Below are 14,107 nucleotides of genomic sequence, written 5' to 3' on the forward strand. Positions count from 1 at the left end.
CCGGGGGTGATGGGTGGTTGGTCGTTGTTTGAGAACTGCACAGTGGACGCGAGCATCTGTGGCCAAGTTTTTAAGGGCGCACGGTGGATGCCTTGGCACCAGGAACCGATGAAGGACGTGGGAGGCCACGATAGTCCCCGGGGAGCCGTCAACCAGGCTTTGATCCGGGGGTTTCCGAATGGGGAAACCCGGCAGTCGTCATGGGCTGTCACCCACTGCTGAACACATAGGCAGTGTGGAGGGAACGCGGGGAAGTGAAACATCTCAGTACCCGCAGGAAGAGAAAACAACCGTGATTCCGGGAGTAGTGGCGAGCGAAACCGGATGAGGCCAAACCTTGTATGTGTGAGACCCGGCAGGGGTTGCATGCAAGGGGTTGTGGGATCTCTCTTTCACAGTCTGCCGGCTGTGAGGCGAGTCAGAAACCGTTGATGTAGACGAAGGACATGCGAAAGGTCCGGCGTAGAGGGTAAGACCCCCGTAGTCGAAACATCAACGGCTCGTTTGAGAGACACCCAAGTAGCACGGGGCCCGAGAAATCCCGTGTGAATCTGGCGGGACCACCCGCTAAGCCTAAATATTCCCTGGTGACCGATAGCGGATAGTACCGTGAGGGAATGGTGAAAAGTACCGCGGGAGCGGAGTGAAATAGTACCTGAAACCGTGTGCCTACAAGCCGTGGGAGCGTCGCGCATCGAGTTTACTCGGTGCGTCGTGACTGCGTGCCTTTTGAAGAATGAGCCTGCGAGTTTGCGGTGTGTTGCGAGGTTAACCCGTGTGGGGAAGCCGTAGCGAAAGCGAGTCCGAATAGGGCGATTTAGTAGCGCGCTCAAGACCCGAAGCGGAGTGATCTAGCCATGGGCAGGTTGAAGCGGCTGTAAGAGGTCGTGGAGGACCGAACCCACCAGGGTTGAAAACCTGGGGGATGACCTGTGGTTAGGGGTGAAAGGCCAATCAAACTCCGTGATAGCTGGTTCTCCCCGAAATGCATTTAGGTGCAGCGTCGTGTGTTTCTTGCCGGAGGTAGAGCACTGGATAGGCGATGGGCCCTACCGGGTTACTGACCTTAGCCAAACTCCGAATGCCGGTAAGTGAGAGCACGGCAGTGAGACTGTGGGGGATAAGCTCCATGGTCGAGAGGGAAACAGCCCAGAGCATCGACTAAGGCCCCTAAGCGTACGCTAAGTGGGAAAGGATGTGGAGTCGCACAGACAACCAGGAGGTTGGCTTAGAAGCAGCCACCCTTGAAAGAGTGCGTAATAGCTCACTGGTCTAGTGATTCCGCGCCGACAATGTAGCGGGGCTCAAGCGTACCGCCGAAGTCGTGTCATTGCAGCAATAGGGCCAACGCCCGCTGTGATGGGTAGGGGAGCGTCGTGTGCCGGGTGAAGCCGCGCCGGAAGGCAGTGGTGGACGGTTCACGAGTGAGAATGCAGGCATGAGTAGCGATACACACGTGAGAAACGTGTGCGCCGATTGACTAAGGGTTCCTGGGTCAAGCTGATCTGCCCAGGGTAAGTCGGGACCTAAGGCGAGGCCGACAGGCGTAGTCGATGGATAACCGGTTGATATTCCGGTACCCGCTGTGAAGCGTCAAACATCGAGCCCATTAATGCTAAGGCCGTGAAGCCGCCCTGATCTCTTCGGAGTTGAGGGGAGTGGTGGAGCCGCCGGCCCAAGGTGGTAGTAGGTGAGTGATGGGGTGACGCAGGAAGGTAGTCCATCCCGGGCGGTGGTTGTCCCGGGGTAAGGGTGTAGGCCGTGTGATAGGTAAATCCGTCACACATCAAGGCTGAGACCTGATGCCGAGCCGATTGTGGTGAAGTGGATGATCCTATGCTGTCGAGAAAAGCCTCTAGCGAGTTTCATGGCGGCCCGTACCCTAAACCGACTCAGGTGGTCAGGTAGAGAATACCGAGGCGTTCGGGTGAACTATGGTTAAGGAACTCGGCAAAATGCCCCCGTAACTTCGGGAGAAGGGGGCCATCACTGGTGATCCGATTTACTCGGTGAGCTGGGGGTGGCCGCAGAGACCAGCGAGAAGCGACTGTTTACTAAAAACACAGGTCCGTGCGAAGCCGTAAGGCGATGTATACGGACTGACGCCTGCCCGGTGCTGGAACGTTAAGGGGACCGGTTAGTCACTCTTCGGGGTGGCGAAGCTGAGAACTTAAGCGCCAGTAAACGGCGGTGGTAACTATAACCATCCTAAGGTAGCGAAATTCCTTGTCGGGTAAGTTCCGACCTGCACGAATGGCGTAACGACTTCTCGACTGTCTCAACCATAGGCCCGGTGAAATTGCACTACGAGTAAAGATGCTCGTTTCGCGCAGCAGGACGGAAAGACCCCGGGACCTTTACTACAGTTTGATATTGGTGTTCGGTTCGGCTTGTGTAGGATAGCTGGGAGACTTTGAAGTCATGGCGCCAGCCATGGTGGAGTCGTCGTTGAAATACCAGTCTGGTCGTGCTGGATGTCTAACCTGGGTCCGTGATCCGGATCAGGGACAGTGTCTGATGGGTAGTTTAACTGGGGCGGTTGCCTCCTAAAGAGTAACGGAGGCGCCCAAAGGTTCCCTCAGCCTGGTTGGTAATCAGGTGTTGAGTGTAAGTGCACAAGGGAGCTTGACTGTGAGACCGACGGGTCGAGCAGGGACGAAAGTCGGGACTAGTGATCCGGCGGTGGCTTGTGGAAGCGCCGTCGCTCAACGGATAAAAGGTACCCCGGGGATAACAGGCTGATCTTCCCCAAGAGTCCATATCGACGGGATGGTTTGGCACCTCGATGTCGGCTCGTCGCATCCTGGGGCTGGAGTCGGTCCCAAGGGTTGGGCTGTTCGCCCATTAAAGCGGTACGCGAGCTGGGTTTAGAACGTCGTGAGACAGTTCGGTCCCTATCCGCTGTGCGCGTAGGAATATTGAGAAGGGCTGTCCCTAGTACGAGAGGACCGGGACGGACGAACCTCTGGTGTGCCAGTTGTCCTGCCAAGGGCATGGCTGGTTGGCTACGTTCGGGAGGGATAACCGCTGAAAGCATCTAAGCGGGAAGCCTGCTTCGAGATGAGTATTCCCACCCCCTTGAGGGGTTAAGGCTCCCAGTAGACGACTGGGTTGATAGGCCAGATCTGGAAGGCGGGTAACCGCTGGAGGTGACTGGTACTAATAGGCCGAGGGCTTGTCCTCAGTTGCTCGCGTCCACTGTGTAGTTCCCAGACAACGAACGGTTGTGCTGGCTGAACAGTTCCACTTAATTGAAAAGTGTGCTTGTTCGCTGCCCGTTCGAGACCTCTCTTTAGAGAGAGGTGTCTGACAGGGTTTCGGTGGTCATAGCGTGAGGGAAACGCCCGGTTACATTCCGAACCCGGAAGCTAAGCCTCACAGCGCCGATGGTACTGCAGGGGGGACCCTGTGGGAGAGTAGGACGCCGCCGAACAATCTTTGGAGGACCCTTGGTCCCAGCGACTCGCTGGAACCAAGGGTCCTTTTGTTTTTCCGAAGCGCGCCGGGTACCCGGCTGCGCGAGAATGACTTGCGGTACCGATGACAGGAGTCACCCATGTCCACCAACTCTCCCGACGAGCGACCGGAGCGCGACGAGCGCCGTCGTGACAGTGGTGACCGCGGTGGCTACCGCGGGGCTCCGCGTCGAGACAACGACCGCCGTGACAACGACCGTGCCGGCTCCGGCCGTCGTGACGACCGTGGCGGCGATCGCGGTGGTGACCGTGGCGGCTTCCGCCGTGACGACAACCGTGGTGGCAGTGGCGGCAGTGGCGGCGGCTTCCGCCGTGACGACAACCGCGGCGGCGCCGGCGGTGGCCGCCCTCCGTTCCGGCGTGACGACCGTCCCACCGGCGGGCCCCGTCGCGACGACCGGCCGAGCGGGCCGCGCCGTGACGACCGCGGCGGCTTCCGCCGGGACGGCGACCGTCCCGCCTTCAACCGTGACGACCGTCCGAGCGGTGGCCCGCGTCGCGACGACCGGCCCAGCAGCCCCCGCCGTGACGACGACCGCGGCGGCTTCCGCCGCGACGACCGTCGGGACGACCGCGGTGGCGATCGCGGTGGTGACCGTGGCGGCTTCCGTCGCGATGACAGCCGTGGCGGCAGCACCGGTGGCGGTTTCCGTCGTGACGACAGCCGTGGCGGCAGCACCGGTGGTGGCTTCCGTCGCGACGATCGTCGTGATGACCGTGGTGGGGATCGCGGTGGTGACCGTGGTGGCTTCCGTCGCGATGACAGCCGTGGCGGCAGCACTGGCGGCGGTTTCCGCCGTGACGACAACTGCGGTGGCAGCACCGGTGGTGGCTTCCGTCGTGACGACAACCGCGGTGGCAGCACCGGTGGTGGTTTCCGTCGCGATGACAACCGTGGCGGCAGCACCGGTGGTGGTTTCCGTCGCGATGACAACCGTGGCGGCAGCACCGGTGGTGGCTTCCGCCGTGACGATCGTCGTGATGACCGTGGTGGGGATCGCGGTGGTGACCGTGGTGGCTTCCGCCGCGACGACAACCGTGGTGGCAGCGACCGTCGGGGCGACGACCGCGGCTTCCGTCGTGACGGCGACCGTCCGGCCTTCCGCCGTGACGACCGTCCGACCGGTGGCCCGCGTCGCGACGACCGGCCCAGCAGCCCCCGCCGTGACGACGACCGCGGCGGCTTCCGCCGCGACGACCGTCGGGACGACCGCGGTGGGGATCGTGGTGGTTTCCGGCGCGATGACAACCGTGGTGGCGGCGGTGGCGACTTCCGTCGTGACGAGCGCAGGGACGACCGCGGTGGCGATCGGGGCGGTTTCCGTCGCGACGACCGCGGTGGGGATCGTGGCGGTGACCGTGGTGGTTTCCGGCGTGACGACAACCGTGGTGGCGGCGGCGAGTTCCGTCGTGACGAGCGCAGGGACGGCGACCGTCCGGCCTTCCGACGTGACGACCGACGTGACGACCGCGGCGGGGACAACCGGGGTGGTGGCTTCCGTGGCCGCGACGACCGCGGCCACGGTGGACCGCAGCGCGACGACCGGGGCGGGCGCCCCGGCGGCTTCCGTGGCCGGGACGACCGCGGTGGCGACGACCGTCGTGGCGGCGGACGCTACCGCGACGAGCGGGAGCGGGACCGTGAGCCGATCAAGCGGCTGCCGATCCCGGACGACGTCACGGGCGACGAGATCGACAAGGACGTACGACAGGAGCTCCAGAGCCTGCCCAAGGGGCTTGCCGAGGAGGTCTCCCGCAACCTGGTGATGGTCGCCCGGCTGATCGACGAGGACCCCGAGGGCGCCTACGCGTACTCGCGGATCGCCCTGCGGCTCGCGTCCCGCGTCGCCGCCGTGCGTGAGGCGGCCGGGTTCGCCGCGTACGCCAACCAGAAGTTCAGCGAGGCCCTCGCCGAGTTCCGTGCCGCGCGCCGGATGACCGGCAGTGTCGAGCTGTGGCCCGTCATGGCGGACTGCGAGCGCGGTCTCGGCCGGCCCGAGAAGGCACTGGAGATGGCCGGCGCCCCCGAGGTGCAGAAGCTGGACAAGGCCTCGCAGGTCGAGATGCGGCTCGTCGCGGCCGGTGCCCGGCGTGACATGGACCAGCTCGACGCGGCCATCGTCACTCTCCAGAGCCCGGAGCTCGCGTCGAACTCCGTCCAGCCCTGGAGCGCGCGCCTGCGGTACGCCTACGCGGACGCGCTGCTCGCGGCCGGCCGTGAGGGTGAGGCCCGTGAGTGGTTCGCCAAGGCCGTCGAGTCCGACAAGGACGGCAGCACGGACGCCTCCGACCGGCTCGCCGAGATGGACGGTGTCGAGTTCGTCGACGCGTTCGCCGAGGACGAGGACGACGAGGACGGCGAGCGCGCGCAGGTGACGGTCTCCGAGGAAGCCGGCACTCGCGTTCCGGCCGACGATGACGATGCCGACGACGACGCGGACGACGTCGAGCTCGCGGACGTCGCCACGGACGACGTGGACGACGACATCGACGGCGGCGACCTGCAGGACGACCAGGACGACGACCTCGACGACGAGGACGGGGACGACAGCACGGGTGACGCTCCTGCGCGTCCTCAGAGCTGACGTCCGACACAGCGGTTCACCACGTGGGCGGCGGGACTCCGGAAGGGGTACCGCCGCCCACGTGGCGTTTCAGGCGTCCTTGGTGACGTCGTTCTCGGGGTCGGCCCGGCGCGTCAGGAGGTGAGCGCGCGCAGGACCAGGCCCGAGGCCGGCTTGGGGCCGAAGGACGTCGATTTGCGGGGCATGGTGACGCCCTGACGGGCGAGATCGCGTACGACCTCCTCGCGGACCGGGTGCATCAGGACGGCCGTGCCGCCGTCATGCTCGGCCTTCTCCACCGTTGCGACCGTGTCGTGGATGTACGCGATGTGCTCGGGCGAGTCCTCCGGGATGCCCCACACGTGGTCGAGGAGCGTGGCATGCAGAACTGTCGCGTCCAGGGTGCGCCAGGCCTCCGGATGGCCGGCCGGGATCGTACGGGCCAGCAGGTCCGGTGACGGGCGGTCGATCAGGTGGAAGGCGCCGTCCCCGGCGAGCAGGAAGGCGTTTCCGTCGGCGGCCGCCGACGCCAGGGACTCCAGGGCCTCCGCGAGGGGCACGTCGAGGCGGCGGGCACGGAAGGTGTCTCCGAGGGCGGCCAGTGCCTCCGCGACCGGCAGGCGGTGCAGCAGGCGGTGGATCGCCCGGACGCGCAGCGGGTAGCGGGCGGTGTCCACGAGGAGGACGAGGCCGTAGTCCCAGGGGCTCGGCGAGGGATGCTCCGCGCGTAGACGCAGATAGGTCGCCCAGCGGTGATGGCCGTCGGCGATCAGGGCTTGGTGGCGGCCGAGGTCCGCCCGGATCTCCGCGAGGCCGGCCGGATCCGTCACGGCCCACAGCCGGTGGCTGATGCCGTCCTCCGTGGTGGTGGCCAGCAGCGGGGGCAGCGTCGCGGTCTTCTCGACGACGGCGGCCGTCCCGCAGCCGGAGGCGTCGCCGCGATAGGTGAGCAGCAGCGGTTCGAGGTTGGCGGACGTGGCGCGCATCAGGTCCGCGCGGTCCGCGACGATGTGCGGCATCACGTCCTCGTGGGGCAGTACGACGCCGTCCGCCGGCTCCGACAGCCGCAGCGTGCCGATCACACCGCGCTGCAGCAGGTCGCCGTCGCGCTGCTCGTACACGTACAGGCCCGGCTCGGTGTCGGTGGTCAGGACGCCCTCCGCCCGCCAGCGGCGCAGTGTGTCGGCGGCCTGCTGGTTGCGGGCGGCGGGCGAGTGGTCCTGCGGGAGGATCAGCCGCACGATGTTGTACGGGTCGGCGGATTCGAGTTCGAGCAGGCCGTCGGGCCGGACGATCACGTCGTACGGCGGGGATGTCACGGCGGCCAGGCTGCCGACCCGGTCGGGGTCGTAGCGCAGGCCTTGGAACGGGGTCAGCTCGAGGCCGATCCGTGCCGGTGTTTCCTCCTCGGGACCCGCATAGTTCATTGAGGCATCGTAAGTGTGTCGGTGGCATGAGCGATGATCGGGGCAAAGGGATCGAACGAGGAGCGATGCGTAATGAGCCAGACCGTCAGGACGAGGCCCGAAGCCAGCAGTCAGGCCCTGAGCGAGGCGTACGACACGGCGCTGCTCGACCTGGACGGTGTGGTCTACGCGGGCGGGAACGCGATCGCGCACGCCGTGGAGTCCCTCGGGACGGCGAGCTCCGGCGGAATGCACCTCGCGTACGTCACGAACAACGCGCTGCGGACACCCGACGCGGTCGCCGAGCACCTCACGGAGCTGGGCATACCGACGGCGGCCTCCGACGTGATCACCTCGGCGCAGGCCGTGGCGCGGCTCATCAGCGAGCAGGTGCCCGCCGGTTCCCGGGTGCTGGTCATCGGCGGTGAGGGCCTGCGGGTCGCGCTCCGTGAGCGCGGGCTCGAACCGGTCGACTCGGCCGACGACGAGCCGGTGGCGGTCGTACAGGGGTACGGCGGGCCCGACCTGGTCTGGTCGCGCTTCGCCGAGGCCTGTTACGCCATCGCGCGCGGAGTGCCGTGGTTCGCCTCGAACACCGACCTGACGATCCCGAGCGCGCGCGGCATCGCCCCGGGGAACGGCGCGGCGGTGGAGGTCGTCCGGATCGCGACGGGCGCCGAGCCGCAGGTGGCGGGCAAGCCGCTGCCCCCGATGCACCGCGAGACGATTCTGCGGACCGGCGCGAAGCGGCCGCTGGTGGTCGGCGACCGGCTGGACACCGACATCGAGGGCGCGTTCAACGGCGAGGTGGACTCGCTGCTCGTCCTCACCGGGGTGACGGACGGCGCGCAGCTGCTGGCCGCGCCGCCGCGGCACCGGCCGACCTACGTGGACGCCGACCTCCGCGGGATGCTCACCGGTCAGCCGGAGATCGAGGAGGCCGGCGAGGGGTTCCGCTGTGGCGGCTGGACGGCGAAGGCGGGGAGCGAGGAGCTGGAGCTGTCCGGTGACGGCGAGGCCATCGACGGACTGCGCGCCCTGTGCGCCGCCGCCTGGACGGCCGCCGGGGAGTCCGGGTGTGAGCTGGACGGCGGTAAGGCGCTGGCGCGGCTCGGGCTCTAGAGCCGACGGGTCGTCCAGTGCGGTCGCTGACCTGGGCGTTGGTGCGTGGGCGCGGTGCGGAGCCGGATCAAGGGCAAATGCGAGGGTAGGCTAACCTAACCTCGTGTTGGTCGACAGTCCTCCAGAACAGCGCGCGGAAACCGCCCCCGCGCCCCCGACCCGACGGGCGATACGAACCCTCGGACTCCTGCTCTCCGTGGGGCTCCTGGTGCTTGTCGCGTTGGCGAGTATCGCGATCGGCGCGAAGGCGCTGCCGTTGGACCAGGTGTGGCACGGCCTGTTCCACGACTCGGGGACGTTCTCCGATGTCGTGGTCGGTGACCGGATCTCGCGTACTGTCCTCGGACTGCTGGTGGGAGCGGCACTCGGTCTCTCCGGTGCCGTTCTGCAGGCGCTCACCCGCAATCCGCTGGCCGACCCGGGGCTGCTCGGCATCAACGCGGGGGCGTCCGCAGCGGTCGTCACCGCGATCACCTTCTTCGGTGTCACCTCGCTGAGCGGCTACGTCTGGTTCGCCTTCGCCGGCGCGGCGGCCGTCGGTGCGCTCGTCTGGTTCCTGGGCGGCAGCCGGGGTGCCACCCCGGTACGGCTCGCGCTCGCCGGTACCGCGATCAGCGCCGCTCTCTACGGCTATCTGCAGGCCGTGATGATCACGGACGACGCGGCGCTCGGCAAGATGCGCTTCTGGACGGTCGGTTCCCTCGCCTCGGCGACCGATTCGACGATCCGGCAGGTCGCCCCCTTCCTCGCCGTCGGCACCCTGCTGGCGCTGGCCCTGGCCCGGCCGCTGAACGCGATGGCCATGGGTGACGACACCGCCCGTGCCCTCGGCGCCAACCTCAACCGCACCCGTGCGCTGTCCATGGCCGCGGCGACCGTGCTGTGCGGCGCCGCGACCGCCGCCTGCGGGCCGATCGTGTTCGTGGGGCTGATGGTCCCGCACGTCGTCCGGTCCTTCACCGGCCCCGACCTGCGCTGGATCCTGCCGTACGCCACCGTCCTGTCGCCCGTGCTGCTGCTCGGCGCCGACGTCCTCGGACGGATGGTCGCCCGACCGGCGGAACTCCAGGTCGGCATCGTCACCGCGATCCTCGGCGGACCGGTCTTCATCTTTCTCGTACGGCGACGGAGGACGGCGCAGCTGTGACGACCCCACGTATCCGAACCTCCCGCGCGCGGGAGGCCGGCCCCGCTCCGGTCACCCGACGCGTCCGGTCGGTCCGCACGGCGGGCGGCATCTCCGTCCGTCTCGACGTCCGCACGTTCGTCGTGGTCGCCCTGCTGCTGGTGGCCGCGGCCACCGCGAGCGTGGTGCTCATCGGCACCGGCGACTTCCCGATCCCCGTCGCCGACGTCATCAGGACGCTGTTCGGCGAGGGCAACGCGAGGCAGGAGTTCATCGTCAACGACCTGCGGCTGCCGCGGGTCCTGGTCGGACTGCTGGTGGGTGCCTCGCTCGGACTCGGCGGCGCCCTCTTCCAGTCCATCTCCCGCAATCCGCTGGGCAGTCCCGACGTCCTCGGGCTCGGGCAGGGCTCCACGGCCGGCGCGCTCATCATGATCGTGCTGTTCTCGGGCAGTGCGACCGAGGTGGCCCTCGGCGCGCTCGCCGGCGGCCTCGTGACCGGTCTCGCCATCTATCTGCTCGCCTGGAAGCGCGGTGTGCACGGATACCGGCTGGTCCTCGTCGGCATCGGGGTCTCCGCGATCGTGACCGCGGTCAACGGTTATCTGCTGACCAAGGCCGACATCGTCGACGCGGCCCGCGCCGTCGTCTGGATGACCGGCTCGCTCAACGGCCGTGACTGGACACAGGTCTGGCCCCTGCTCATCCTCTGCGGCGTCCTCGTCCCGCTCGTCCTCGGCAACGCGCGCGGGCTGCGCATGATGGAGATGGGCGACGACGTGTCGTACGCCCTCGGCGTGCGCGTCGAGCGCACGCGGCTGCTGCTCATGGTGGCCGCCGTGCTGCTCACCGCGGGTGCCACCGCCGCCGCCGGCCCGGTCGGCTTCGTGGCCCTCACCGCGCCCCAGCTGGCCCGCCGGCTCACGCGGTCGCCCGGACCCAACCTGGTGCCGTCGATGTGCATGGGCGCGACCCTGCTCATCGTCGCGGACTGGGCCTCGCAGCGTGCCTTCGGCGCCGACCAGTTGCCCGTCGGTGTCGTGACCGGAGTCCTCGGCGGCGTCTACCTGCTGTGGCTCCTGGTCACCGAGCGCAAGGCGGGCCGGATATGAGCCGCCCGGCGAAGACGACCCCCGTGACCGCGGACGAGAACATCCCAAGGAGCACTGTGAACCGCCTGTCCGCCGACAACGTCACCCTCGGCTACGACCAGCGCGTCATCGCGGAGAAGCTGTCGGTGGAGATACCCGACCACTCCTTCACGGTGATCGTCGGCCCGAACGCCTGCGGCAAGTCCACCCTGCTGCGCGCCCTTTCCCGCATGCTGAAGCCCTCCGAGGGCCGGGTGCTGCTCGACGGGCAGGCCATCCAGTCGATGCCCGCGAAGAAGGTCGCCCGCACCCTCGGACTCCTGCCGCAGTCGTCGATCGCGCCCGACGGCATCACGGTCGGCGACCTCGTCGGCCGCGGCCGCTACCCGCACCAGGGCCTGCTGCGCCAGTGGTCCACGGAGGACGAGCGGGTGGTCCAGGAGTCGATGGCCTCCACCGGCGTCGCCGAACTCGCCGACCGCTACGTCGACGAACTCTCCGGCGGACAGCGCCAGCGCGTGTGGATCGCCATGGCGCTCGCGCAGCAGACCCCGCTGCTGCTCCTCGACGAGCCGACGACCTACCTCGACATCCAGCACCAGATCGACGTCCTCGACCTGTGCGCCGAGCTGCACGAGACGCAGGGCCGGACCCTCGTCGCCGTGCTGCACGACCTCAACCACGCGGCCCGCTACGCCACCCACCTGATAGCGCTGCGCGACGGCGAGGTCATCGCCGAGGGCGCGCCGAACGACATCGTCACGGCCGATCTGGTCGAGGAGGTCTTCGGCCTGCGCTGCCAGGTCATCGACGACCCGGAGACCGGGACACCGCTCGTGGTGCCCGCGGCCCGGAGGGCCCGCGTGGCGGCCGTCGGGGCTCCGGCGGCTACAGGAGGGTCCTGAGCCGGAACAGGTCCCGCAGGCCCGCCTCCAGCTTCACCCGGCCCGAACCCCACGCCTTCGCGAAGTTCAGCCGGCCGTCCACCATCGCCACCAGATCGTCGCCGGCCATGGCCAGACGGATCTGTGCCTTGTCCGGGGGCGGGCCCTGGAGCGTGTCGAGCACCTCGATCCGGCCGTCCTTGAGGCGGCCCACGAAGGTGACGTCCAGGTCGGTGACACGGCAGCTCAGCGACCGGTCCAGGGCCGCCGCGGTGCGTACGTCCCCTTCCGCGCTCGCCATGTTGTCCGAAAGCTTGTCGAGTGCGGCGCGGCACTCCTCAATCGTCGCCATCGTGATCGACGGTACCGCAGCGCTTCGCGGTAGCGTCGGGGCATGAGCGACTCAGTTCCCGAGGGCGAGGTCCCGCAGGCCGCGATGCCCGCGGAGCCCGGCGCGCCCGCACCGGCACCGCCGGATCCGGCGTACGACCCCGCGGGACCGGCCCCGCTGAACGTCCCGCGCGTGCCCTCGGGCGACGCGGACGTCGACGCCCAACTCGACCGGCTCGCGGACGCCGACCACCTCGCGACGGACGGGCACGTCGAGGTGTACGAGGATGTACACCGGGGGCTGCGCGACGCGCTCACCGCGCTCGACGCCCGCCCGGGACCTCCGGCGCCCCCATCGACGTACCCGAGGAGCTGAACCGAACGTGGCAGGAGTGGCGCGCCGACGCCTCGACGCCGAGCTGGTCCGCCGGAAGCTCGCCCGCTCGCGCGAGCACGCGGGCCAGCTGATCGCCGCGGGGCGGGTCAGCGTGGGCAAGACCCTCGCGACCAAGCCCGCCACCCAGGTGGAGACCGCGGCCGCGATCGTCGTCACGAAGGACGACAACGATCCCGACTACGTCTCGCGCGGCGGGCACAAGCTCGCCGGCGCCCTCGCCGCCTTCGTGCCCCAGGGGCTGAAGGTCGAGGGGCGGCGGGCGCTCGACGCCGGCGCCTCCACCGGAGGCTTCACCGACGTGCTGCTGCGCGCAGGCGTCGCCCACGTCCTCGCCGTCGACGTCGGTTACGGACAACTCGCCTGGTCTCTGCAGAGCGATGAACGCGTCACCGTCAAGGACCGTACGAACGTACGCGAGTTGACGTTGGAGGCGATCGATGGGGAGCCCGTGGACCTTGTTGTCGGGGATCTGTCCTTCATCCCGCTCGGACTGGTGCTGCCCGCCCTCGTGCGGTGCGCGGCGCCGGATGCCGACCTGGTGATGATGGTCAAGCCACAGTTCGAGGTGGGGAAGGACCGGCTGGGCAGCGGCGGAGTCGTGCGCAGCCCGGAGCTGCGCGCCGAGGCCGTGCGCGCGGTGGCCGGCCGCGCCCGCGAGCTGGGGCTCGGAGTACAGGGTGTGACCGCAAGCCCGTTGCCCGGACCCTCGGGCAACGTCGAGTACTTTCTGTGGCTGCGGGCCGGGGCACCCGACCTCGACCCGGCCGACGTTGACCGTGCAGTGGCGGAGGGGCCGCGTTGACACAGACCCGAGCTCGTACTGTTTTCCTGCTGGCCCACACCGGGCGTCCGGCAGCCATCCGCAGCGCCGAACTGGTCGTCGAGGGCCTGCTGCGCTCGGGGATCGGCGTGCGGGTCCTGGAGGCCGAGGCGGCGGACCTGCCGCTCCCCGACCAGGTGGAACTCGTCAAGGAGGCCACCCCGCAGTGCCTCGACGGCTGCGAGCTGCTCATCGTCCTCGGCGGTGACGGCACACTGCTGCGCGGCGCCGAGTTCGCCCGGGCCTCCGGGGTCCCGATGCTCGGCGTCAACCTCGGACGCGTCGGCTTCCTCGCCGAGGCCGAGCGGGACGACCTGGACAAGGTCGTCGACCGCGTGGTGACCAAGGCGTACGAGGTCGAGGAACGCATGACCGTCGACGTCGTCGTCCACCAGAACGGCGACATCGTGCACACCGACTGGGCGCTGAACGAGGCGGCCGTGCAGAAGGTGTCCGCCGAGAAGCTCCTCGAGGTGGTGCTGGAGATCGACGGGCGGCCCGTCACCGGGTTCGGCTGCGACGGGATCGTGTGCGCGACCCCGACCGGCTCGACGGCGTACGCCTTCTCCGCGGGCGGGCCGGTCGTCTGGCCCGAGGTCGAGGCACTGCTCATGGTGCCGATCAGCGCGCACGCCCTGTTCGCCAAGCCGCTGGTCACCTCGCCGGACTCGGTGCTCGCCGTGGAGGTGCTGCCGCACATCCCGCCGGGCGTGCTGTGGTGCGACGGGCGGCGCACGGTGGAGCTGCCCCCCGGCGCGCGCGTCGAGGTGCGGCGCGGGGCCGTGCCCGTACGCCTGGCGCGGCTGCACCACGCCTCCTTCACCGACCGGCTGGTCGCCAAGTTCGCCCTGCCGGTCGCCGGCTGGCGCGGGGCACCCCACTAGCGGTACG

Annotated in this window: 10 protein-coding genes, 2 rRNA genes and 1 pseudogene; 11 read left to right on the forward strand and 2 right to left on the reverse strand. The window is 68.5% G+C overall.

Annotation, left to right across the window (positions count from 1 at the left end; all coding sequences use genetic code 11):
* Positions 1 to 60 precede the first annotated feature (60 nt).
* The 4 genes and pseudogenes from OG406_RS30690 (at position 61) to OG406_RS30705 (ending at position 6,061) form a co-directional block, all read left to right on the forward strand.
* A 23S ribosomal RNA gene (locus tag OG406_RS30690) occupies positions 61 to 3,183 on the forward strand.
* A 133-nt stretch (positions 3,184 to 3,316) separates the two neighbouring features.
* Positions 3,317 to 3,433: ribosomal RNA gene (gene rrf / locus OG406_RS30695) — 5S ribosomal RNA — on the forward strand.
* 141 nt (positions 3,434 to 3,574) lie between these two features.
* Positions 3,575 to 4,993, forward strand: a pseudogene (locus OG406_RS39470) (hypothetical protein); the annotation flags it as partial.
* Between the two features lie 141 nt (positions 4,994 to 5,134).
* Complete coding sequence (locus OG406_RS30705) at positions 5,135 to 6,061, forward strand: hypothetical protein (protein ID WP_329191037.1); 927 nt, start codon at positions 5,135 to 5,137, stop codon at positions 6,059 to 6,061.
* Positions 6,062 to 6,174: 113 nt separating this feature from the next.
* On the opposite strand, the gene OG406_RS30710 is transcribed toward OG406_RS30705, so the two are convergent.
* Positions 6,175 to 7,467: a DUF1015 domain-containing protein gene (locus OG406_RS30710; RefSeq protein WP_329188888.1), complete on the reverse strand. Its 1,293-nt coding sequence runs from the start codon at positions 7,465 to 7,467 to the stop codon at positions 6,175 to 6,177.
* A gap of 72 nt (positions 7,468 to 7,539) precedes the next feature.
* Here OG406_RS30710 and OG406_RS30715 point away from each other — a divergent pair, with 72 nt between their 5' ends.
* The 4 genes from OG406_RS30715 (at position 7,540) to OG406_RS30730 (ending at position 11,690) form a co-directional block, all read left to right on the forward strand.
* Positions 7,540 to 8,568 (forward strand): HAD hydrolase-like protein, encoded by a 1,029-nt coding sequence (locus OG406_RS30715; RefSeq protein WP_329188889.1) that lies wholly within the window; start codon positions 7,540 to 7,542, stop codon positions 8,566 to 8,568.
* 103 nt (positions 8,569 to 8,671) lie between these two features.
* Positions 8,672 to 9,715, forward strand: a complete 1,044-nt coding sequence (locus OG406_RS30720; RefSeq protein ID WP_329188891.1) for a FecCD family ABC transporter permease — start codon at positions 8,672 to 8,674, stop codon at positions 9,713 to 9,715.
* Between the two features lie 11 nt (positions 9,716 to 9,726).
* The gene (locus tag OG406_RS30725) at positions 9,727 to 10,806 is read left to right on the forward strand and encodes a FecCD family ABC transporter permease (protein ID WP_329191039.1); all 1,080 of its coding nucleotides are present in this window, start codon (positions 9,727 to 9,729) and stop codon (positions 10,804 to 10,806) included.
* Positions 10,803 to 11,690: an ABC transporter ATP-binding protein gene (locus tag OG406_RS30730; RefSeq protein ID WP_329188893.1), complete on the forward strand. Its 888-nt coding sequence runs from the start codon at positions 10,803 to 10,805 to the stop codon at positions 11,688 to 11,690. The genes OG406_RS30725 and OG406_RS30730 overlap by 4 nt, the downstream gene beginning before the upstream one ends.
* Here OG406_RS30730 and OG406_RS30735 read toward each other — a convergent pair.
* Positions 11,674 to 12,021, reverse strand: coding sequence for an SCP2 sterol-binding domain-containing protein (locus tag OG406_RS30735; protein ID WP_164372598.1), 348 nt, complete (start codon positions 12,019 to 12,021; stop codon positions 11,674 to 11,676). The two genes, OG406_RS30730 and OG406_RS30735, sit on opposite strands and share 17 nt — an antisense overlap.
* 42 nt (positions 12,022 to 12,063) lie before the next feature.
* Between OG406_RS30735 and OG406_RS30740 the strand changes: the two genes are divergently transcribed.
* The 3 genes from OG406_RS30740 to OG406_RS30750 are packed head-to-tail and all read left to right on the forward strand — an operon-like array spanning position 12,064 to position 14,100.
* The gene (locus tag OG406_RS30740; RefSeq protein ID WP_329188896.1) at positions 12,064 to 12,375 is read left to right on the forward strand and encodes a hypothetical protein; all 312 of its coding nucleotides are present in this window, start codon (positions 12,064 to 12,066) and stop codon (positions 12,373 to 12,375) included.
* A 7-nt stretch (positions 12,376 to 12,382) separates the two neighbouring features.
* Entirely contained in the window at positions 12,383 to 13,198 is an 816-nt protein-coding gene (locus tag OG406_RS30745) for a TlyA family RNA methyltransferase (protein WP_266612539.1), read from the forward strand.
* Positions 13,195 to 14,100, forward strand: coding sequence for an NAD kinase (locus tag OG406_RS30750; RefSeq protein ID WP_081223629.1), 906 nt, complete (start codon positions 13,195 to 13,197; stop codon positions 14,098 to 14,100). The genes OG406_RS30745 and OG406_RS30750 overlap by 4 nt, the downstream gene beginning before the upstream one ends.
* Positions 14,101 to 14,107 lie beyond the last annotated feature (7 nt).

The sequence above is a fragment of the Streptomyces sp. NBC_01428 genome (assembly GCF_036231965.1).
Lineage (GTDB): Bacteria > Actinomycetota > Actinomycetes > Streptomycetales > Streptomycetaceae > Streptomyces.

Coding starts and splice junctions, on each gene's coding strand:
- OG406_RS30710 (WP_329188888.1), bottom strand. CDS start 7,467: ATGAACTATGCGGGTCCCGAGGAGGAAACACCGGCACGGATCGGCCTC.
- OG406_RS30715 (WP_329188889.1), top strand. CDS start 7,540: ATGAGCCAGACCGTCAGGACGAGGCCCGAAGCCAGCAGTCAGGCCCTG.
- OG406_RS30730 (WP_329188893.1), top strand. CDS start 10,803: ATGAGCCGCCCGGCGAAGACGACCCCCGTGACCGCGGACGAGAACATC.
- OG406_RS30735 (WP_164372598.1), bottom strand. CDS start 12,021: ATGGCGACGATTGAGGAGTGCCGCGCCGCACTCGACAAGCTTTCGGAC.
- OG406_RS30740 (WP_329188896.1), top strand. CDS start 12,064: ATGAGCGACTCAGTTCCCGAGGGCGAGGTCCCGCAGGCCGCGATGCCC.